General features: G+C 75.9%; 18 protein-coding genes. 9 read left to right on the top strand and 9 right to left on the bottom strand.

The features are described from left to right. Positions 1–25: 25 nt before the first annotated feature. Both E1284_RS14415 and E1284_RS14410 read right to left on the bottom strand, forming a co-directional pair. Positions 26–1,129 carry a cystathionine gamma-lyase gene (locus E1284_RS14415; protein WP_131939579.1) on the bottom strand — a complete coding sequence of 368 codons (1,104 nt, stop codon included), beginning with the start codon at positions 1,127–1,129 and terminating at the stop codon, positions 26–28. Positions 1,130–1,142: 13 nt separating this feature from the next. Beyond that, entirely contained in the window at positions 1,143–1,433 is a 291-nt protein-coding gene (locus tag E1284_RS14410; RefSeq protein ID WP_131939578.1) for a helix-turn-helix domain-containing protein, read from the bottom strand. 66 nt (positions 1,434–1,499) lie between these two features. Here E1284_RS14410 and map point away from each other — a divergent pair, with 66 nt between their 5' ends. Continuing rightward, the gene (gene map / locus E1284_RS14405; protein ID WP_131939577.1) at positions 1,500–2,273 is read left to right on the top strand and encodes a type I methionyl aminopeptidase; all 774 of its coding nucleotides are present in this window, start codon (positions 1,500–1,502) and stop codon (positions 2,271–2,273) included. 24 nt (positions 2,274–2,297) lie between these two features. On the opposite strand, the gene E1284_RS14400 is transcribed toward map, so the two are convergent. After that, entirely contained in the window at positions 2,298–3,197 is a 900-nt protein-coding gene (locus E1284_RS14400) for a tetratricopeptide repeat protein (RefSeq protein WP_131939576.1), read from the bottom strand. 11 nt (positions 3,198–3,208) lie between these two features. Further along, positions 3,209–6,679: a protein kinase domain-containing protein gene (locus tag E1284_RS14395; RefSeq protein ID WP_131939575.1), complete on the bottom strand. Its 3,471-nt coding sequence runs from the start codon at positions 6,677–6,679 to the stop codon at positions 3,209–3,211. Between the two features lie 48 nt (positions 6,680–6,727). On the opposite strand from E1284_RS14395, the gene E1284_RS14390 reads away from it, so the two are divergent. The 6 genes from E1284_RS14390 to E1284_RS14365 are packed head-to-tail and all read left to right on the top strand — an operon-like array spanning position 6,728 to position 14,775. After that, a complete protein-coding gene (locus E1284_RS14390; RefSeq protein ID WP_131939574.1) occupies positions 6,728–7,849 on the top strand; it encodes an AAA family ATPase in 1,122 nt (373 codons plus the stop codon). Beyond that, the gene (locus E1284_RS14385) at positions 7,849–10,188 is read left to right on the top strand and encodes a DUF5682 family protein (RefSeq protein WP_207923749.1); all 2,340 of its coding nucleotides are present in this window, start codon (positions 7,849–7,851) and stop codon (positions 10,186–10,188) included. Before E1284_RS14390 ends, E1284_RS14385 begins: the two co-directional genes overlap by 1 nt. Continuing rightward, on the top strand, positions 10,185–11,330 hold the full coding sequence (locus E1284_RS14380) for a VWA domain-containing protein (RefSeq protein ID WP_131939573.1): 1,146 nt from the start codon (positions 10,185–10,187) through the stop codon (positions 11,328–11,330). Before E1284_RS14385 ends, E1284_RS14380 begins: the two co-directional genes overlap by 4 nt. Next, positions 11,327–13,327: a hypothetical protein gene (locus tag E1284_RS14375; protein WP_131939572.1), complete on the top strand. Its 2,001-nt coding sequence runs from the start codon at positions 11,327–11,329 to the stop codon at positions 13,325–13,327. Before E1284_RS14380 ends, E1284_RS14375 begins: the two co-directional genes overlap by 4 nt. Before the next feature lie 57 nt (positions 13,328–13,384). Continuing rightward, complete coding sequence (locus E1284_RS14370) at positions 13,385–13,624, top strand: hypothetical protein (protein WP_131939571.1); 240 nt, start codon at positions 13,385–13,387, stop codon at positions 13,622–13,624. Next, positions 13,621–14,775 (top strand): FUSC family protein, encoded by a 1,155-nt coding sequence (locus tag E1284_RS14365; RefSeq protein ID WP_131939570.1) that lies wholly within the window; start codon positions 13,621–13,623, stop codon positions 14,773–14,775. Before E1284_RS14370 ends, E1284_RS14365 begins: the two co-directional genes overlap by 4 nt. Here E1284_RS14365 and E1284_RS14360 read toward each other — a convergent pair. From E1284_RS14360 to E1284_RS14340, 5 genes are all read right to left on the bottom strand, one after another. Then, positions 14,759–15,697 carry an MBL fold metallo-hydrolase gene (locus tag E1284_RS14360; protein WP_131939569.1) on the bottom strand — a complete coding sequence of 313 codons (939 nt, stop codon included), beginning with the start codon at positions 15,695–15,697 and terminating at the stop codon, positions 14,759–14,761. The two genes, E1284_RS14365 and E1284_RS14360, sit on opposite strands and share 17 nt — an antisense overlap. A 47-nt stretch (positions 15,698–15,744) precedes the next feature. Beyond that, positions 15,745–16,803: a rod shape-determining protein gene (locus E1284_RS14355; RefSeq protein ID WP_131939568.1), complete on the bottom strand. Its 1,059-nt coding sequence runs from the start codon at positions 16,801–16,803 to the stop codon at positions 15,745–15,747. A gap of 184 nt (positions 16,804–16,987) precedes the next feature. Next, positions 16,988–17,878, bottom strand: coding sequence for a metal ABC transporter permease (locus tag E1284_RS14350; RefSeq protein WP_131939567.1), 891 nt, complete (start codon positions 17,876–17,878; stop codon positions 16,988–16,990). Beyond that, a complete protein-coding gene (locus E1284_RS14345) occupies positions 17,875–18,528 on the bottom strand; it encodes a metal ABC transporter ATP-binding protein (RefSeq protein ID WP_131939566.1) in 654 nt (217 codons plus the stop codon). Before E1284_RS14345 ends, E1284_RS14350 begins: the two co-directional genes overlap by 4 nt. Next, a complete protein-coding gene (locus E1284_RS14340; protein ID WP_131939565.1) occupies positions 18,525–19,457 on the bottom strand; it encodes a metal ABC transporter solute-binding protein, Zn/Mn family in 933 nt (310 codons plus the stop codon). The genes E1284_RS14345 and E1284_RS14340 overlap by 4 nt, the downstream gene beginning before the upstream one ends. 138 nt (positions 19,458–19,595) lie before the next feature. Here E1284_RS14340 and E1284_RS14335 point away from each other — a divergent pair, with 138 nt between their 5' ends. Beyond that, on the top strand, positions 19,596–20,399 hold the full coding sequence (locus E1284_RS14335; RefSeq protein ID WP_131939564.1) for a PP2C family protein-serine/threonine phosphatase: 804 nt from the start codon (positions 19,596–19,598) through the stop codon (positions 20,397–20,399). Positions 20,400–20,421: 22 nt separating this feature from the next. Next, positions 20,422–21,433, top strand: a 1,012-nt coding sequence (locus tag E1284_RS14330) for an N-6 DNA methylase (RefSeq protein ID WP_165965264.1), incomplete at its 3' end; no start/stop codon positions are given.

The raw sequence follows: 21,433 nt of genomic DNA, 5'->3' as shown, positions 1-21,433 counted from the left end.
CGCTACAACGGCCCGCCTCCGCGAATCACGCGGTTTTCTCCAGGGCCTGGAGGACGTCCGCGACGAGATCCGCGGTGTCCTCGATACCGACGGAGAAACGGATGAAGCCGGGTTCGACGGCGTCGCCGCCCCACCGTCCGCGCCGTTCCGCCGAACTGTGCACGCTGCCGAAACTGGTGGCCTGCATGACGAGCCGCAGCGATCCGAGGAATGTCTCGGCGGCCTCTTCGTCCGGCAGCGTGAACGAGACGACGCACCCGAACCGGCGCATCTGCCGGACCGCGGCCTCGTGCCCCGGATCGTCCGGCAGCCCCGGATACCTGAGCCCCGGAACCCGCCCCCGCAGCGCCTCCGCCAAAGCCATCGCGTTGGCGGCCTGCCGGTCCAGCCGCAATTGCAGCGTGGCCAGCGACCGGTGGGCGAGCCACGCCTCCATCGGCCCGGGAACGGCGCCCACGGTCTTGCGCCACAGCCGGATCCCGTCCGCCAATGCGGGATCGCGGGTCGCGACATGCCCGAGCAGCAGGTCTCCGTGCCCGGTCAGCGCCTTGGTGTCGCTCGCGACCGAGAAGTCGGCGCCCAATTCCAAGGGCCGCTGCCCCAGGGGCGTGGCGAGGGTATTGTCGACCGCCACCAGCGCCCCCGCCGCATGGGCGGCCTCGGCGACCCGTGCGATGTCGCACACGTCCAGGCCCGGATTGGACGGCGACTCGATCCAGACCAGGCGAGCCCCGTCCAGGGCTCCGATCTGCGCGTCTCCGGCGGTGGGCGCCATGCGCACCACCGCCCCGTACGATTCCAGCCGCCCTTTCAAGGACCGCGTCACCTGGTAGCAGTCATCGGGCAGGACGACCACGTCACCGGACGTCACCTGCGACAGCAGAACGGCCGCCACCGCCGCCATTCCGGAGGAGAACGAAACGACCTCGGCCCCGCCCTCCAGTTCCCCGATCGCCCGCTCAAGGAGCGTCCACGTCGGATTGGAGTCGCGCCCATACGTGAAAGGCCCGCTCGCCTCGCCGGCCAGGTGGTAATGCGCCGCGAACACCGGCCCCGGCAGTCCCGGCGCGAAATTCTCCGCCGCCGGCCGCCCGGCGCCCACCGCGAGCGTCCCGTCCCCGATCTCCATCCGCGCCTCCCCGCTACGAGGCCACCCGCGTACCCGCGCCGCCCGGGGCGGCATCGCGCTCGGCCCGGTTGATCTCGGCCCATACCGCGTCGAGTGAGAGGCCGAGGACCCCGGCGATCGCCGCGATCGTCGGGAAGGCCGGGGTGGCGACGCGGCCGGACTCGATCTTCCGGAGGGTCTCCGGCGAGACGCCGGCGTCCAGCGCGGTGTCGAGCATCGAGCGTTCGCCCCTGGCGCGGCGCAGCACGGCGCCGAGGCGCTGCCCGCGCTCGACCTCCGCGGGAGTGAGCGGCAACCTGACCATGCCGCCGATTCTAATACCGGGATACCATGGCCGGGATAGTTATTGGTCAGCTGTGGAAGGCCGTACATGATCGAGATCCTGAACGCCACCGACCTGCCCCGCGCGAGGGACGCGGGCGCGCTCGTCGCCGGCATCCTGCGGACGCTCAAGAGCCGTACCGGGGTCGGCACGAACCTGCGGGACATCGACCGGTGGACCAAGGCCATGATCGTCGAAGCCGGCGCGGAGTCCTGCTACGTCGACTACGCGCCGTCCTTCGGGCGCGGGCCGTTCGGCCACTACATCTGCACGTCCGTCAACGACGCCGTGCTCCACGGACGGCCCTACGACTACACCCTCGCCGACGGCGACCTGCTGTCCCTCGACCTGGCCGTCTCCAAAGGCGGGATCGTCGCCGACTCGGCCATCAGCTTCATCGTGGGCGACGCGCGGCCCGCCGAGAGCCTCGCGATGATCAGTGCGACCGAACGCGCCCTCCAGGCCGGGATCGCCGCCGCCCGGCCGGGCGCCCGCGTCGGCGACATCTCCCACGCCATCGGCTCGGTCCTGCGCGAGGCGGGGTACCCGATCAACACCCAGTTCGGCGGCCACGGCGTCGGGTCGACGATGCACCAGGACCCGCACGTCTCGAACAACGGCAGGCCCGGCCGCGGGTACAAGCTGCGCCCCGGCCTGCTGCTGGCCCTGGAGCCCTGGATCATGGCCGACACCGACGACCTCGTCACCGACGCCGACGGCTGGACGCTCCGCAGCGCGACGGGCTGCCGGACGGCCCACAGCGAGCACACGATCGCCATCACCCCCGACGGGCCCGAGATCCTCACCCTGCCCGAACCGTGAAACCCGGCGACCCGCGTGGCCGGGTCAGGGCCCGCGGAGGGAGTCGGCGATCCCGCGTGCGATCTCCGATTCCTCCAGGCGGCCCAGGCGTTCGAGGGCGTAGGACTTGTTGTAGTGGTCGTTCCAGGAGTCGGGGCCGTTGTCGATGGCGTAGTCGACGGCGGGGAGCGCCTCCTCGTAGCGGCCGAGCTTGATGAGCGCGGCGCCCTTGATGCTGTGCGCGGTGGACGCGTCGTAGGCGCCGGCGCCGACGGCCCGCCCGGCGGCGATGAGGCGGATGAGGTGGTCGGCGGCCGCCAGCGCGTCCGCGTCGCGGCCCGAGTTCAGGAGGATCGCGGCCCTGCTGAGCTGCGGCGCCGGATAGCCGGGACGCAGGGCGATCGCCTGGTCGTACGCGGCGAGGGCCTCGTCCGTGCGCTCCATGCGGGACAGCGCGCCGGCCTTCTCGTAGAGCGACGCCACATCGGACGGGTTGCGGCGGAGCGCCTCCTCGAACGCGGCCAGGGCCTCGGCGTCCCGCCGCAGCAGGACGAGCGCGCCGCCGCGCCAATGGTGGGCCGCCGCGTACCCGGGACGGAGCCGGAGCGCCGCGTCGAACTCGCGCAGGGCCTCCTCGGGGCGCCCGGACTCGACCAGTTCGACGCCCTTCCGGTGGTGGTCGGCCTCGGCGGGACGGGGACGCCCGCGGACCTGCTCCAGCCTCGTGCCGGGCACGAGCCTCCCGCCGCAGGACGCGCAGCGGGGCGCGCGGAACCGCGATCCCGGGGCGTGGCAGCGGTCGCAGAAGTTCGCGCCGCAGTCCCCGCAGATCATGAACTCGATGGCGAAGCCCTCGGGGTCGTCGCGCGCCACGGGGTTGCCGCCGGGCACCTTCGACACCGAGATGAGCCGCGTGCACGCCCAGCCCGCACAGCTGAGGATCATGGTGACCGTCCTTATCCGTCGTGTCCGTCGTCGAACGTGTAGTCCCAGTCGAGCTCCCAGGCCCGCAGCACGTGGTCCCGGTCGCGGGTCACCGCGAGGTGGGCGTCGGCGCCGAGCCCGACCCACTCCACGGCGGCGGGGTGGGCCTTGACGGTGTGGAGGCAGCGCCCGGCCGGGAGGTCCCAGACGCGCAGCGTCCCGTCGGGGCCGCCGGTGACCGCGAACCCGTCCCGGCGCACCAGGCAGGTGACCGGCTCCGGCGGGGCGTGCAGGAGGCGCTCGGCCCGCATATCCCAGACGCGCAGGTTCCGGTCGGGGCCGATGGTGGCGGCGATGCCGGCGTCCGCGTCCAGGTGGATCGAGGCGAGGTTCTCCGACGGGCCGCGGATGTAACCGGTGGCTTCACCGGTCGTCCCGTCCGCCGTCCAGAGGGTGCCGACCGTGTGGCCGCAGGACACCACCGTGCGGCCGTCCGCGCTCATGGCCGCCGGCGGCCGGCCCGGCAGGACGTGCGGACGGTGCTCGTCCAGGCGCCAGAGCGTCACGACGCGGTGCAGGTCGCCCACCAGGAGGGTCTCGGCGGCAGGGCCGAAGTGGAGCGAGAGGACCATCCCGCTGTGTCCCTTGAGTACGTGCTTGCGCTTCCCCTTGGCGAGGTCCCAGACGCGGACGGTGCCGTCCTCTCCGCCCGCGGCGGCGAGGCGCCCGTCGGGGCTCACCGCCAGCCCGCAGACCGCGGTCCGGTGCCCGGAGAGGACGCGGACGCATTCACCGGACGCCACGTCCCACACCCGGACCTTCCCGTCACTCGCTCCGGTCAGCAGCCGGCGCCCGTCGGGGGTGAACGCGATGCGGTCGACCGACGTGCCGCCCGCCTGCAGCGTGTGCAGGAAGTCGCCGGACGCCGCGTCCACGAGCCACACGACCGGCCAGCCGCCGAACGCCAGGGCGAGGACGCCGCCGCTGCTCAGGACGCTGCTGCTCACGGCCCGGCCCCCGGTGCCCGGTAGCTCCCGCGCCCGCCACGCGCCGAGCGGCGCCGTCCGGCGGCCGTGCCGCCCGGCCTCGCGCCACAGGTCGAGCAGGTCGCGGCTGCGCTCGTGGCCGGGGACGTTGCGGGCGGCGCGCAGTTCCGCGGCGGCCGGCGCCCAGTGCCCGCCGTCCGCGAGCCGCCGGGCCCTGGCCAGCGCGAGGCCGGCCGTGTCGGCCTCGCGGGCGAGGTCCGCCGCCGTGCGGGGGCGGGCGTGGCTCCACGGCGAGCGCGGTCCGGCGTCCGCGAGCCGCCACGCCAGGACGGTCGGTCCCCCCGCCGCGGTGACGGCGCGGCGCCCGTCGTCGCTCAGCATCAGCGCCCCGCCGTGACCACCGCCGGCCGGCAGTGTGCGCAGGCACCGTCCTTCCTCCAGGTCCCACAGCTGCACGCCGTCCGGGTCGATCGACAGCGCCCGCGCGCCGTCGCCGCTGACCGCGAACCGTGAGTCGCGCTTCACTGGGAGTTCCACGGTCCGCAGGGGTTCGCCCGCGACGGCGTCCCAGACGCGCAGCTCCGTCCCGGTCACGGCGAGCGCGACACGTCCCGTCGTGCCGAGCACGACCTGGGCGCGCGGCATCGGCATCGTCCGGACGAGCATGCCCTTCGCCGCGTTCCACACCCGCAGGCGCATGGTGGTGGGCTCCCACCTGACGACATGGCCGTCGCCGGTCATCGCGACGGCTCCGCCGAGGCGGGGCGCGAGGTCCTGCTCCTTCTGCAGCGTGCGGACGCACTGCCCGCCGCCGGTGTCCCAGAGCCGGACCCTTCCGTTCTCCGTGGCCGACACCAGCAGGGAGCCGTCCGGGGCGAACGCGAGCGAGTCGACGCGGCCGGCGTGCTCGTCGAGCCGGTGCAGGAGGCGTCCGGCGGCGGCGTCCCAGACGAGCACGGCCCGGTCCGCGCCGGCGGAGGCCAGGAACCGTCCGCACGGGCTCAGCGCAACCGCCCGCACCCCGCCCGCGAGCCCGGCGGAATGCGCGGGAAGCGCGTGCAGGCAGCGCCCGGCCGCCAGGTCCCAGACCCGCACGGTGCCGCCTTCGGAGCCGGGACGCGGCGGGTTCGCGTCGTCCCGCCCGCCGCTGACCGCCGGCCCGGCGCCCGCCCCCAGGGCGACGGCGACGACCGAGTCGGTGTGCCCCCGCAGGACGACGGGCGGCGGCGGGACGGGCAGCCGCCGCGCGCGTTCCAGCGCGGCGGCCGGTTCGGGAGCGCCCGCCGCCCGCCCGGCGGCCGCCTCCAGCAGCGCCGCCGCCGCGGCCGCGTCGCCGCGCTCCAGGTGGACGAGGCCGAGCAGGTGATCGCCGGTCCAGTCGTCCGGGTGCGTCGCGCGGACCTGCTCCAGCTCGCCGATCAGCTGCGCGTCCGTGATCCGTCCCGCGCGCCACAGGTGCAGGCCGCGGTTGAAGACGGCGTGCGGATGGTGCGGATCCGCCCGCAGCGCCCGCTCCCACAGCGCCTCGGCCGCGTCGGGATGCCCGAGGTCGAGCATGGACAGCGCCTGGTTCGACAGCCCGTCCGCCAGCAGCGTCGCGGCGGCGGGCCGGCCCCGCGGATAGGTCTCGCCGGTGACCTGCGCGTAGACGGTGGCGAGCCGCTCGGCCGGTTCGTCCATCCGGTCCGGGCGGGACGAGGGCTCCGGCCGGAGGCACGCGCGGAGCACCGCCGCCAGACCGGGCGGCAGCGCCCCCGGCGCCCGCGCCGCGAACTCCTCGAACGCGCGCCCGCCCGCCGCGCCCGACCGCGCCGGCGGGCCGCCGGTGAACATCGACAGCACGCTGAGCGCCCACGACCACACGTCCGTCGCGCGGGTCAGCGTGCTGCGGCCGTCCGCCGCCGCCCGCGCCTGCTCGGGGGAGCAGTACGCCGGGGTCAGCCCGGCCAGGCTGACGGCCGGGTCGGCGTCCGGGCGCGGGATCCCGTCCTCGCCCGCGCGGATCCGCGCCTTGGCCAGCCCGAAGTCGGTGACCTTCACCGTCCCGTCCGGGGTGAGCATCACGTTGGCGGGCTTGACGTCCTGGTGGACGAGCCCGTGCCGGTGCGCGTGGTCCAGCCCCCAGGCGAACTGGATCGCGACGTCGATGAACCGTCCCGCCGTGCGGCGCGGATCCGGGCCGCGCAGCCGCCCGTCCGCGATCGCGTCGGCGAGGCTGCCGCCGGCGACCCATTCGGCGAACACGCCGGGCAGCGTCCCGAGCCGGCGCACGTACGCGCAGTTCACGATGTGCGGATGCGGGCCGAGCCCGACCCACGTCTCCGCCTCCGCCTCGAACTCCCGCAGCGCCCGCTCGGACCCGACCAGCTCGGGCCGCGGCACCTTCACGGCCAGCTCGGCGTCCCAGCCCCGGTGCCGCACCCGGTAGACCAGGCCCATGCCTCCCGTGGCGACCACGTCGAGCACCTCGTACAGATCGAGGACGACATCGCCGCTCCGCCACGTCGCGTCGATCATGTCCAGGATCCTACGGATCTGTCCGTCCGCTCCTCTACCGTTGGGCGCGTGAAAGACCACCGTCACGCCGAGGACACCCCGCCCGACACCACCGGCCGCCAGCGGCCCCCGGCCGAGGTCCGGTTCGCCGGGGAGCTCCGCCGGCTCGGGGAGGACGACTCCGGGCCGCGCCCGCCGGGCTGGGCGCTGAGCCTCACGGCGGCGCGCCGGTTCATCGTCGGGGACGAGGCCCTCGGCGTGACGCGCAAGTTCGTCGGCGACACCGCGCTCATCGACCGGGCGCTCGTCACCCTCGCCACGAGCCGCGGGCTGATGCTCGTCGGGGAGCCGGGGACGGCGAAGTCGCTGCTGTCGGAGCTGATCGCGGCGGCCGTCAGCGGGACGTCCACGCTGACGATCCAGGGCGGCGCCGCCACCACCGAGGACCAGATCAAGTACTCGTGGAACTACGCGCTGCTGGTCGCGGAGGGGCCGTCCACCCGCTCGCTCGTGCCGGCGCCGCTGCTCACCGGGATGGCCGAGGGCCGCGTCGTCCGGTTCGAGGAGATCACCCGCTGCCCGCTGGAGGTGCAGGACTCGCTGCTCTCGCCGCTGTCCGACCGCGTCCTCGCCATCCCCGAGCTCGCGGGAGAGGAGTCGATGGTGTTCGCGCGGGACGGGTTCAACGTCATCGCGACCGCGAACACCCGCGACCGCGGCGTCAACGAGATGAGCGCGGCGCTCAAGCGGCGGTTCAACTTCGAGACCGTGTTCCCGATCGCCGACTTCGGCACCGAGCTCGACCTGGTCGAGCAGGAGGCGCGGCGGCTGCTGGAGCGCAGCGGCGTGCAGGCCCCGCCGCGCCGGGACGTCCTCGAGGTGCTGGTCACCGCGTTCCGGGAGCTGCGCAACGCGGCCACCGAGGACGGCCGGGCCATGGACCGGCTGTCGGCGGTGATGAGCACGGCCGAGGCGGTGTCGGTCGCGCACCAGGTCGGGGTGCGGGGCTGGTTCCTGCGCGGCGAGCCGGGCGGCGCCGCCGACATCGTCGAGTGCCTCGCCGGCACCGCCGCCAAGGACAGCCCCGACGACCTCGCCCGGCTGCGCCGCTACCTGGAGCAGCAGGCGTCCCGGCGCGACGGCGAGCAGTGGCGGGCGCTGCACGCCGCCCGGCACCTGCTGCCCGGCTGATGGCGGTCACGTTCATCGGTGTCCGGCACCACAGCCCCGCCTGCGCGCGGCTCGTCCGGGACGCGATCCGGCGGCTGCGGCCCGCCTACGTCCTGGTCGAGGGGCCCGCGGACTTCGGCGCCCGGATGGACGAGCTGCTCCTCGGCCACACCCCGCCCATCGCGATCTTCAGCTACTACCGGGACGCCGACCGCGTGCACGCCTCCTGGACGCCGTTCTGCGGCTACTCGCCGGAATGGGTCGCGCTCAACGAGGGGCGCGCGGCCGGCGCCGAGCTGCGGTTCATCGACCTGCCCGCCTGGCACCCCGCGGTCGCGAGCCGGAGCAACCGGTACGCCGACGCCGAGCGCCGCTACGCCGAGGTCACCGAGCGCCTGTGCCGGGAGTTCGCCGTCGACAACACCGACGTCCTGTGGGACCACCTCTTCGAGACCGACCCGGACGGCGCGGCCGAGCGGCTCGACGCGTACTTCGCGCTGCTGCGGGGCGAAGCGGAGGCCGGTGCGGACGACACGGCCCGCGAGTCCTACATGGCGGCGTGGACACGGGCGGCCGAGGCCGACGCCGGCGACCGCCCCGTCGTCGTGGTGACCGGCGGATTCCACAAGCCCGCCCTCGAAGCGCTCACCGCGGCCGGCGGCACGGACTGGCCCGGCGTGCCGGAGCCGCCCGAGGGCGCGGCCGGCGGCGGCTTCCTCGTCCCGTACTCGTTCCGGCGCCTGGACGCGTTCACCGGCTACCAGTCGGGCATGCCGTCCCCCGAGTACTACCAGCGGCTCTGGGAGGACGGCCCCGACGCGGCGGCCGGCGCGCTCATCGAGACCGTCGCGGCGCGGCTGCGCAAGCGCCGGCAGGTCGTGTCGACCGCCGACCTGATCGCCGCCCGCACCCTCACTGAGGGCCTCACCCGGCTGCGCGGCCACCGCGCCCCCGCCCGCACCGACCTGCTGGACGGGCTGGTGTCCGCGCTGGTGAACGACGACCTCGACCAGCGGCTGCCGTGGACGTCGCGGGGCCCCCTCGCCCCCGGCGCCCACCCGGCCGTCGTCGAGATGGTCGCCGCGCTGAGCGGCGACCGCGTCGGCCGCCTGCACCGCGACACGCCGGCGCCGCCGCTCGTCCACGACGCGGCCGCCGAGCTCGAACGCCTCGGCCTCGACCGGGACGGGCCGGTCGTCCTCGAGCTCGCGACGCCGCGCGGCCTGGAGCGCAGCCGCGCGCTGCACCGGCTGCGCGTCCTGCGGATCCCCGGCGCCGTCCGCGAGTCCGGCCCGGCGTCCGGCGCCGACCCGGTGCTGGAGGAGCGCTGGGTGCTGGACACCGCCGACCCCTCCGGGGTCCGCCGCTCCGCGCTCATCGAGGCCGGCGCGCACGGGCCGACGCCGGCGGCCGCGGCGGCCGCCGTGCTGGACGAGCGCGTGAACGACGCCGGCACCGACATGCGGCGGCTCGCGGACGTGCTGTTCGACGCCGCGCTGTGCGGCTGCGCGGACCGGTCCGACCGGATCGCCGCGGCGATCGCCGCCGGGGTCGCGGGCTCGTCCGACATCGCCGCGCTCGGTGCCGCGCTCGGCGCCGTCCTCGGGCTGTGGCGGCACGACCGCGTCCTCGGCACGGCCGGCAGCCCGCTGTTCGGGACGGTCGTGCGCGAGTGCGTCACCCGGATCCTGTGGCTCGTCGAAGGGGTGCGCGGCGGGCCCGCCCCCGCCGACCTCGACCGGCTGCGCGCCCTCGCCGCGGCCCGCGACGCGCTGCTGCACGCCGCCGGGCCGCTGGGCCTGGACCGTCACGCGGCGCTCGGCGTCGCCCGCCGCGTCGCCGCCCGGACCGACGTCCCGCCCGACCTGCGCGGAGCCGCGTTCGGGCTCGGGCGGGCGCTCGGCGACACCGCCGACCCGGCCCGCGCCGTGCGGGGCGCGAGCGGCGCGAGCACGTTCGGCGACTGGCTCGCCGGGCTGTTCGCGCTGGCCCGGCAGGAGGTCCTCGACGCGGACGCCGCCGTCCTCGGCGTCCTGGACGAGCTGATCCGCGACCTCACCGACGCCGACTTCCTCGTGGCGCTGCCCGCGCTGCGGCAGGCGTTCGAGTTCTTCCCGCCGCGCGAGCGCGAGACGATCGCCGAGGGGCTGCTGGACCGGCACGGCGTCGACGGGCACGGGGTGCGCGGCTCCGCCCGCGCCCTGCTCCGCGCACCGGCCGCGCCGCTGCTCATCGCCGAGGCCCGCGCCCTGGAGGAACGTGTCGACCGGGCCCTCACCGCGGCCCACCTCGAATCGAGCGAAGCGAGGCGGGGTGTGTGGGAGGTCGTCCCCCCACAGGGAGAGGAAGGGGAGTCATGATCCCGCCCGAGCTGGAACGCTGGCGGCTCGTCCTCGGCGCCCCGGCGCGGTCGTGCCTCGGGCCGCCCTCCGGGGAGGGCGCCGAACGGGACGCGGCCCTCGACTGGCTCTACGGGCGCGACCCCGGCCTCGGCAGGCGCGGCGTCCGGCGCGGCGGCACGGCCGAACCCGCCGGCGGCCGCACCGGCGGGGACGGGCCGTCGCAGCTCACCACCGTCGACTGGCTGGACGCCGTGCACCGGCTCTTCCCGAGGGAGACGATCGAGCGGCTCGAACGCGACGCCGTCGAACGCTACGAGATCCACGAGATCGTCACCGACCCGGCCGTGCTGGAGCGCATCGAACCCGACGAGACGCTGCTGCGCGCCGTCCTGCGCACCAAGCACCTGATGAACCCCGAGGTCCTCGCGCTCGCCCGGCGGATCGTGGAGGCCGTCGTCCGGCAGCTGGTGGAGCGGCTCGCCACCGAGGTCCGGCGGTCGTTCCACGGCACCCGGTCGCGGCGCCCGAGCCGCATCGCGAACTCCCGCAACTTCGACTTCCACGGGACGATCCGCGCGAACCTCGCGCATTACCGGCCGGACGAGCGCCGCCTCTACATCGAGCATCCCCGGTTCGTGTCCCGGACGCGGCGGCACATCGAGCAGTGGCAGCTGATCCTGCTCGTCGACCAGTCCGGCTCCATGGCCGGATCGGTCGTCCACTCCGCCGTCACCGCCGCGTGCCTGTGGGGGCTGCCCGGCCTGAAGACGCACCTGGTCGCGTTCGACACCTCCGTGGTCGACCTGACCTCCGACGTCACCGACCCGGCCGAGCTGCTGATGAAGGTCCAGCTCGGCGGCGGCACCGACATCGCGCGGGCCGTCGGCTACGGCGCCCGGCTGGTGGAGAACCCGCGGCGGGCGATCGTCGCCGTCGTCACCGACTTCTACGAAGGCGGGGACCCCGCGCGGCTCGTCCGGGAGGTCCGCGGGCTCGTCCGGCAGGGGACGCAGGTGCTCGGGCTCGCCGCGCTCGACGAGCAGGCGAACCCCGACTACGACCGGGTGACGGCGGGGCGCCTCGCCGACGAGGGCGCCCACGTCGGCGCCATGACCCCCGGCCACCTCGCCGAGTTCGTCGCCGAACGGATCGCCCGGTGACCGGCCCCGCGACCCGCGCGGACCTGCTCTCCCTCACCCCGGACGCGCTCGCCGCCCTGGCCAACCGCGGGCTCGTGAAGCGCGCCGCGAAGGACCTCGACGCCGGCCACGGCCCCGAGATCACCGCCGCCCCGGACGGCGGCATCGCCGGCACCTTCCCCGATGGCACCGAGACCTCCCTGCCGGCCGGTGCCGGGCTGGAGGCCGCGACCTGCTCCTGCGCCGCGACCGGCATGTGCCGCCACCGGATCTGCCTCGTCCTCGCCTACCAGCGCACCGCCGCCCCCGCCCTCGACGATGAACCAGTCGCCGGACCCGACGCCGCGCCGGACGCGGCCTGGTCGCCGGGGGCGTTCGACGACGACGCGCTCGCCCGCGTCCTCGGGCAGCGGGCCCTCACCGCCGCGCGCCGCACCTTCCGCGCCGGCTACTCCGCGACGCTCCGCCGCCCCACCCCGCAGGACCCGGTGGCCCACGTCGAACTGCCGGCCTGCACCGTCCGGTTCCTGGTGCCGGACGAGCTCGGCTACGTCCACACCGACGCCGTCGCGGCGGTGCGCGGCGAGGTCACCGTCCTCGCCGTCTGGGCGTTCCGCGCCGCCGACGAGCGCGGCCTCACCGGCGCCGAGGTCCGCCTGGACGTGGGCGGCGGCGCGCCGGGGGAGTCCCGCGACGGCTCCGGCCCGGCTCTCGGCCCGTCCCTCGGCACCGCCCTCGACCTCGCCGGCCAGGTCCTCCTGGAGGGCGTCGTGCACACCGGCCCGGTCCTGGCCACCGCGATCGGGCGCGCCGCCGCCGACCTCGCCGGGCACGGCATGCACTGGCCCGCCGCGGCCCTCGGCGACCTGGCCGCCCAGCTCGCCGCCCACCACGAGCGCCGCGCCGACCACGACCCCGCGCGCACCGCGGAACTCCTCGCCGAGGTCCACGCCCGGCACCGCGCCGCCCGGGGGCCGGACCGCTCCCAGGTGCTCGGCACCGACGAGCGGGCGGAGACGCCGCTGCGCCGCGTCCGCCTCGCCGCCCTCGGCTGCCGCGTCGCCGGCACCGCCGCGATCCGCACCGCCGACATCTACCTCGCGCACACCGCCACCGGCGTGGTGCTCGCGCTGAAACGCCGCTTCGACGTCCCGGACGGGGGCCGCCTCACCGGCGCCGACCTGGCCGGACGCCGCGTCCTCGGCACCCCGCTGCGGTCGCTCGCGGCGGCGAACGTCGTGTCGGAGAGCGCCGCCCGCAGCGCCGGCCGGGTCGTCCGCGTCGCCGCGGGGCGGATCGCGAAGACCACGGTCACACCGGTCGGCAACGCCTGGGAGACGCTGCCCGCCGGGCTGCTCGTCCGCGACTACGCGGCGGAGGCGCGCGCGCTGGACGCGCTGCCGCCGCGCCTCGTCCGCCCCCGCGTCGAGGCGGAACTGGTCCGCGCCGTCGAGGTCGCCGGCGTCCGCGACATCGGCTACCACCCCGGCGCGCAGCGCCTGGAGGCCGTGGTCGCGGACGCGGCCGGGACCACGGCCGTCGTGTCCGCCGACTACAGCCCGCACCGCCCCGCCGCGCTCGACGCCCTCGCGGAGGCGCTCGCCGCGGGCCCCCGGCTGCTCACCGGCGCCGTCCGCAGGGACCGCGGCGGCCTGGTCGTCGACCCGTTCGCCGTCCTGACCGGCGACGGCGTCGTCCTCCCCGACCTGGCGCCCGGCGAGGGCACCGCCACCCTGGACGCCCCGCCTCCGGACGTCCGCGACCCGCTGTCCCGCGCGCTGGACGAGGCGCTCGCGGCCTGCGCCGAGGCGGCCCATCGCGGCCTCCTGCGCACCTCGCCCGGCCTGCGGGGGCGCATCGTCCGCGCCGGTGAGGACCTGGAGGCCAACGGCCTGCGCACCGCCGCCGGGACCGTCGCCGCACTCGCCGCGGCGCTCACCGCCGACGACCCGCACCGCGCCGTCCGGGCCTGGGCCGCCGCCCACATCCGCCTCCTGACGACGGCCGAACTCCGCTGACCCGGCCCTCCGTATCGAAGTGGATACTCTGGGTAGTGTCTCGTCGGGGAGGCGCGCATGCAGGGCTTTTTCCGTGCCCAGATCACCGGGGGCCCGCTGAGGAGGTCCCGCCCGAGATCCGGCGGCGACCGGCCCGCGATGACCGCCATGGGCGCCGTGCCCGCACCGGCCATGGTCGCCGGGGTCACGCCGGCCGCCGTGCGGCGGTTCGGCGTCATCGACCCGGTGATGACCAACGCGGCGGTCCGGCTCATCGAGCGGGTCGGGCGGCGTCCGCCGCAGAGCGTCCCTGAATGAGGCCGAGCCGGTGGCGGCTCCGGGCGCGTGAGGCCGGTGCGCGGTCCTGGCGGCGGCTGCGGGAGGGGGCGTGGCCGGTCGTGCAGCAGACCGCCGCGGCGACCATCGCCTGGATCACCGCCAAGTCGTTCGGCCCGCACACCGACCCGTTCTTCGCGCCGATCGCCGCGGTCGTGGCGCTCAACACCGCGCGCGGCCGGCGCGGAGTGAACGCGGTGCAGCTGCTCGTCGGCGTGCTGCTCGGCATCGGCGTCGGTGAGCTGACCCTGCTCGCGCTCGGCGGCGGCTACGGCACCCTGGCCCTCGTGGTGTTCGGCTCGATCGTGCTGGCCAGGGCCGTCACAGACTCGGCACTGGTGGTCGGGCAGTCCGCCGCGTCCGCGATCCTGACGGTGACCGCCGCGGGCGGGCAGGCTGGCCCCTTCCGGATGGTGGACGCGCTGGTCGGCGCCGGCGTCGCGCTCGTGTTCACCCAGCTGCTGTTCACCCCCGAGCCGCTCGCGCTGGTGCGGCGCGCCGAGTCCGCCGCGCTGGCGGGCATGGCCGACGGCCTCGACCTCACCGTCCGGGCGCTGCGCGAGGACGACGACGGGCTCCGCGAGGAGGCGCTGGACGAGCTGCGCGGGCAGCGCGACCGGCTCGCCGAGCTCGGCCGCATGAGCGCGGCCAGCACCTCGGTCCCCCGGTACTCGCTGGTGTGGCGGTCGCGGCAGGCGGTGACCGTCCTGGAGCGGGAGAACGCGGACTGGCTCGACCTGCTCTGCGGGAGCTGCGTCCTCGTCGCGCGCACCGCGCTCGCCGCCGGCCGGGGGCAGCGCCGCGTCCTCGTCCCGGCCGTCCTGGACCTCGCCGTGATCGTGCGGCACGTGGCCGACGACCCGGGCGACCACGCCCGCCGCCGGCGGGCCGCCGACCGCGCCGTCGTGCTGGCGGAGCGGGCCGGCGACGAGGAGCTGCAGAGCGCCGCCGCCGGCCGCGACGCCGCCACGGCGCTGCGGCTGGCCGCCATCGACCTGCTGGTGTTCGCCGGCGTGGACGCGGCGGAGGCGCGGAAGGTGGTGCGCGGCGGCGCGGACCGCTACGACGTCCCCGCCCCGCCGCGGACGATCCGCCCCCGGCACCTGCTGCGGCGCCTCAGGCGCGGCAGGTGAGCGGGCGGCCGCCGTTGAAGGTGATCATGTCGCCCATGGCGGCGAGCACGTCGATGTCGCCGCCCGGTTCGAGGCCGTCCAGCTCGGCGTAGGCGCGGTGCAGGTTGCCGACGAGCCGCTCGGCGTCGGTCAGCTCCGCGTACGGGCCGAGGTCGGCCTCGCGCGCCGCCTCCAGCGGCGACAGCCCGGCCGGCTTGGCCGCGGCGGCCGTCGCCTGCACGAACCGGGCGTAGCCGAGCACGCGGTCGATCAGCTCCGGGCCGCCGACCGGGCCGTGCCCGGGGACGATCGTCTCCGCGCCCAGCGGCGCCACGACCTCCTCCAGCACCCTGACGGCGCCGGCGACCGACCCCTGCATCAGGAACGGGGTGCCGCCGTTGAACAGCAGGTCGCCGCAGAACAGGACCCGCCGCTCCGGGATCCACACGATGGAGTCGTTCGTCGTGTGCGCCGGCGTCCCGACGTGCCGGACCTCGCAGCGCAGGTCGTCCACCCACAGCGTCACGCCGTCGGTGTAGGTGAGGAACGGCGGCTCGACCTCGATGTCGCCCCAGTCCACCTTCGTCCAGACCGGCTCGTCGAACGGCTTGCCCCAGGCGAGCGCGCCCTCCCGCGTCCGCTCGTGGCCGACGACGGTGGCGCCCGCGAACAGGTAGTTGCCGAACGTGTGGTCGCCGTGGTGGTGGGTGTTGACCAGGGTCCGGACGGGCCGGTCCGTCACCGACCGGATCGACTCCAGGTACGCGCGGGTGCGGCGCTCGGTCGAGCACGAGTCGACGCTCACCACCCCGCGCGTCCCGGAGAGGAAGCCGGTGTTGTTGATCCACCAGGTGCCGTCCGGCTGCACGTAGGCGAAGATCCCGTCCGAGACCTCCTGCAGGCGCGGGCTTCCGGGGCCGTCGAGGCCGGGTGCGTCGCTCATGGACCCCGGAGTCTAACCCCCGGCCCGGCCCCGGTCGCGGCGCCCGGTCAGTACTCCGGCAGGGTGGTCAGCACCTGCGGGCGCGGCGCCGACTTGCGTGCGGACGGCTCCTGCGAGCCGGCGGAGCGCAGCACCTCCCCGGCGCCGAGCACGGCCGCGTCGCCGGTGTCGTCGCCGAGCCGCGCCTCCAGGCCGGTCCGGTCGCGGATCAGCCGCTGCAGCCCCGGCAGCCGGGCGCACCCGCCGGTCAGCGTGATGCCGACGCTCAGCAGGTCGCCGGAGATCTCGGGCGAGCAGCCGGTCAGCCCGGCGCCGATCGCCTCCACGATCCCGGCGATCGGCGCGCTGATCGCGCGGCCGACGTCCAGCGTGGTCAGGACGATCTCGCGCGGCATCCCGGTCGCGATGTCGCGGCCGGTCACGACGGTCTGCTTCACCGGCCGGCGGCCGAGCGGCGGCACCGCCCCGACCTCCAGCTTGGCGGCCTCGGCCGCGGACCGCGACAGCGCCGTGCCGTGCTCGCGCCGCACCATCGCGACGATCGCCTTGTCCAGCGCCGACCCGCCGACGTGCGCGGTGTGCGAGGTGACGAGGCCGCCGAACGCGATGACGCCGACGTCGGTGACGTCCGCGCCGATGTCGGCGATGACGGCGATGTCGCGCCGCGCGGTCGAGGTCATCCCCATCCCGATGGCGGCGGCGATGGGCGTCGGCACGAGCGTGAGCCGCCGCGCGCCGGCCTGGTAGGCGGAGAACTGCAGGGCCCGGTAGTGGACGGAGGTCATCCCGCTCGGCACCGTGATGACGAGCCGGGGGCGGGCCGTGTAGTGGCGCCGGTGGTGCCGGCGGACCAGGTGCCGCATCAGGTACTCGGCCTCGTCGGTCTCGGTCGGCGCGCCCTCGCGGATCGGCCGGACGAGCGTGACGTCGGGGTTGCGCCCGGCCATCTGCTGCGCGGGCAGGCCCAGCGCCAGGATGTGCCCGGTCTCCCGGGACCGGGCGAGCACGGACGGCTCGCGGCACACCACGCCGCGGTCCCGCACGTGCATCCGCACGGTGTCGCTGCCCAGGTCGATAGCGGTGTCACGGCCCGCGAAGTCCCACATCGCGTCCCTCCCAATCGCCCAGAAAGTCGGAAGAGCCTTGTTGATGCCCTTCGCGTCCGGCGGCGATGCCCACGGGGGAGTAAGCGAATCGCAACGACCTCGCCGCTGGAGATCCGGAATATCCGGAACGCCCGCCGCGCCGCGGTGCCCGCCCGGCGGCCAGTACCGTGCGGGCACCAAGGGATCATGTGGAGGAGATCATGCGGGGGCCGGGACGGGCCGCGCGCCGCCGCGCCGTCCGGCCGCGCCTCGCCCGGATCGCCCCGGCCGCGCGGCACACCCCGTACAGGACGAACGAGATCGTCGTGACGTACGGGCTGACGGGGATGGTGGAACCGATCGACAGCAGGATCCCGCCCACCACCGACACGGTCGCGAACACCGCGCTGAGCACGGGGGCGAGCACCGGCGACGCGGTCACCCGGACCGCCGCCGCGGCCGGCGTGCAGAGCAGCGCGAGCACCAGCAGCGCGCCCACGACCTGCACCGACACCGCGACCGCGAGCCCGAGCACCAGCATGAACACCAGGGACAGCGCCCGCACCGGGACGCCCCGCGCCGCCGCCACGTCCGGGTCGAGGCTCGCGAACGCCAGCGGCCGCCACATGACCGCGAGGCACACCAGCACCACCGCCGACGTTCCGAGCAGCCACGACAGGTGCGGCGTGTCGATGGCGACGATCTGCCCGGTGAGCAGGCCGAACTTGTTCGCCGACCGGCCCTTGTAGAGGGACAGGAACAGCACCCCGAGGCCGAGCCCGAACGGCATCAGCACGCCGATGACCGAACCGCGGTCGCGCGCCTTCGCGCCCAGCACTCCGATCAGCGCGGCGGCGGCCAGCGCGCCCGCGATCGAGCCGCCCGCCACGCTGGTGCCGAGCAGCAGCGCGCCCGCCGCGCCCGCGAACGACAGCTCGCTGACGCCGTGCACGGCGAACGGCAGGTCGCGCATGATGACGAACGTCCCGGCGAGCCCGCCGACGAGGCCGAGCACGGCACCCGCGATGAGCGAGTTGCGGACGAGCGCGAGCAGCGCCCCGTAGTCGTCGAAGTCGACGATCTCGTGCCAGATCACGCCGCCCCGCCCGGTTCGAGGTCGCCGAGATCCAGCACCCGGTCCGCGAACGGCAGGACGGGGTCGACCTCGTGCGTGACGAACACGACCGCCGTGCGCCGCTCGCGCCGCCGCCGCTCGACCAGCTCGCCGACGATCCGCTGGTGGCCGGCGTCCAGCGAAGCGAGCGGCTCGTCGCACAGCAGGACGCGCGGATCGGCGGCCAGCGCCTGCGCGACCCGCACCCGCTGCAGCTCCCCGCCCGACAGCAGGTGGAGGGGGACGCCGGCGTACGGCGCGGCGCCCACGTCCCGCAGCGCGTCCTCGATCCGGCGGCGCGCGTCCCGGGACCGCCGCCGCGGCCCCCACCGGTGCCCGTCGACGCCGAGCCCGACCAGGTCGCGCGCCCGCAGCGGGGTGTGCGGCGGGACGGCGCGGTGCTGCGGGACGTAGCCGATGAGCCCGGCGCCCCGGCGCGGCGGGCGGCCGTTCACGGTGACCGTCCCCGCCGAGAGCCGCTGCAGCCCGAGCAGGACCCGCAGCAGGCTCGTCTTCCCCGACCCGTTGTGCCCGAGGACGAGCAGGAACTCGCCCGCCGCGACGTCGAGGTCGAGGCCCTTCCACAGGGTCCGCTCCCCGTAGGAGAGGGCGGCGCCGCGCAGGGCGATCACGACAGCGCCTTCTGCAGCGCGGCGATATTGCCGTCCATCCAGGAGACGTAGTCGGTGCCCTCGGGCAGCGTCTCGGTGACCGGCACGACCGGCACGCCGCCCTCCTTCGCGGCCTTCTCGATCTGCTCGGTCTCCGGGCCGCCCGTCTGCGCGTTGGAGACGAGCACCTCGACCTTCTTCCCGCTCACCAGCGCGAGGGTGTCCCGCAGGACGCGCGGCGGGACGTCGCCGCCCTCCTCGATCGCCTCGCTGAACTCCTCCGGCGTCCGGTTCTCCAGCCCGGCCGCCTCCAGCAGGTAGACGGGGACGGGCTCGGTGATCGCGACGCCCTCGCCGGCGTGCGCGGTCTTGAGCGCGGCCACCTTCCCCTCCAGGGTCTTCAGCCTGGCCTTGAACGCGTCGGCGTTCGCCGTGAAGGTCTGCGCGTCCGCGGGGGCGGCCTTGGCGAGCGCGGCCGAGATCCGGTCGGCCAGCAGCCCGACGGACGGCAGGTCGTACCAGACGTGCTCGTTCAACTCCTCGCCGGCGGGCGCGGTCTTCCCCGACACCTCCACCGCGTTCAGCACCACCGCCTTCGAGTTCGCGCCCTTGAGCAGCGTGTCCATGAAGTCGTCGTAGCCGCCGCCGTTCTCGATGACGACGCCGGCCTGCGACAGCGCGAGCCGGGTGCGCGCGCTCGCCTCGAACGAGTGCGGGTCCTGCGAGGGGTCGCTGATGAACGAGGTCACCTCCACCTTGCCGCCGCCGATCTGCCGTGCGATGTCGCCGTAGACGTTGGTCGACGCGACGACCGAGACGGTGCCGCCCTCCGGTGCCGCCCGCGTCCCGGAGCCGGTGTCGGACGACGACCCGCACCCGGCCGCCAGCAGAGCCGAGACGGCGAGGAGGGCACCCGCGCCGGACAGGCGGGCACGCTGCAGAGAGGACATGGAGACTCCCGAAAATGAAAACGGTTTTCAGTGCAACCTAGCACGATCGATCCCGGTTCGTCCGCCTCGGGTTCCTGCAAGCACGGTGCTGACCAGGAATGCTTGTGAATTGAGTTTTAGCGTGCTTGCATGAAATGCATGGCTCACCAGATGCTGCGCTTCGCCGCCGGCACGGACGTCGGCAGGCGGCGGAAGACGAACGAGGACTCCGCGTTCGCCGGTCCGCGCCTGCTCGCGGTCGCCGACGGGATGGGCGGCCACCCGCACGGCGACGTCGCCAGCCGGACCGCCGTCACGACCGTCGCCGGGCTGCCGCTCGGCGACGACCCGGCCGCCGCGCTCGCCGCCGGCGTCGCCGAGGTGGCCGCGCGGCTCGACGACCTCGGCCGCCGGGACCCCGGCCTCGCGGGCATGGGCACGACGCTGACCGCGATGGCCTGGGACGGCCGCGGCTTCGCGGTGGCGCACATCGGCGACTCCCGCGCCTACCTGCTGCGCGGCGGGGACCTCTTCCAGCTCACCCGCGACCACACCATGGTCCAGGCGCTCGTGGACGGAGGGCAGCTCACCCCGGAGGAGGCGGCGAACCATCCGCGCGGATCGGTGCTCGTCCGGGCGCTGCAGAGCGGCGGCAGCGGCGAGCCCGACCTGTTCCGGCACGACGCCCGGCCCGGTGACCGGTACCTGCTCTGCTCCGACGGCGTCTCCGGCTTCGTCCCGGCCGACGCGATCCGCGCCGCGATGGCGGCGGAGGCCGGCCCGGCGGACGTCGCCGCGCGGCTCATCGGCCTCGCGAACGAGGCGGGCGGGCACGACAACATCACCTGCGTCGTCGCGGACGTCGCCCCCGCCGGGGAGGCGCCCGACCAGCGCCCGCTGCTGCTCGGGGCCGCGGCCCCGGGACGCCTCTCCCGGCTCGGCCGCCGCCTCCACCGTGCCTGAGCCGGGCCGGTACGGTGACGGCATGAGCGGCGACCCCGGCGTGACCGCGGGCGACATCGCCCGGCTGGCGGGCGTCGGGCGCGCGACCGTCAGCAACTGGCGCCGCCGCCACGCCGACTTCCCCCGCCCGGTCGGCGGCACCGCGACCAGCCCGCTGTTCTCCCTCGGTGACGTCGAGGACTGGCTGCGCCGCAACGGCAAGCCGTTCGAGGTGTCGCTCGGCGACCGGGTCTGGCAGCGGCTCCGCGCGTCCGGCGACGACTTCGGGCTCGCCGACCTCGTCGGCTGGGCCGGGCTGCGCCTCCTCGAACTGCGCGGCCCCGGAGCGGACCCGGACGCGGTGAAGCCGCCGCCGCCCGGGCTGGAACCGGACGACCCCGCCCTTCCCCGCATGCTCGCCGACCTCGCCGCCGAACACGGCCACGCCGGCGCCTTCGACCAGCTCCTGGAGCGCTACGTCCGGGCGCACTCGCGGCGGCTCGTCCTCACCCGCGAGGACGTGGCCGGCCTGATGACCCGCCTCGCCTGCCGGGACGGCGACGTCGTCCTCGACCCGGCGTGCGGGCTCGGCACGCTGCTGCTGGCGGCCCCCGGGCCGCGGCGCCCGCTCGGCCAGGACGCGGACCCCGCCGCCGCCCGGATCGCCGCGGTCAGGCTGCTGCTCGCCGGCGCGCCCGCCGAGGTCGTCGCGGGCGACTCCCTCCGCGACGACGGCTTCGCGGGCGAGGCCGCCGACGCCGTCGTGTGCGACCCGCCGTCCGGCGACCGGGCCTGGGGCCACGACGACCTCGCCGGCGACCCGCGCTGGGAGTACGGGCTGCCGCCGCGCGGCGAGCCGGAGCTGGCCTGGGTCCAGCACTGCCTCGCGCACGTCCGGCCGGGCGGCCGCGCCGCGGTGCTGATGCCGTCGGCCGTCGCGGGCCGCCGCCCCGGCCGCCGCATCCGCGCCAACCTGCTGCGCGCGGGCGCGCTGCGCGCCGTGATCACGCTCGCGCCCGGCGGCCCCGACCTGTGGCTGCTGCGCCGCCCCCGCC

This window comes from Actinomadura bangladeshensis, from assembly GCF_004348335.1.
Lineage (GTDB): Bacteria > Actinomycetota > Actinomycetes > Streptosporangiales > Streptosporangiaceae > Spirillospora > Spirillospora bangladeshensis.
This window is presented reverse-complemented; position numbering and strand designations above follow the sequence as displayed.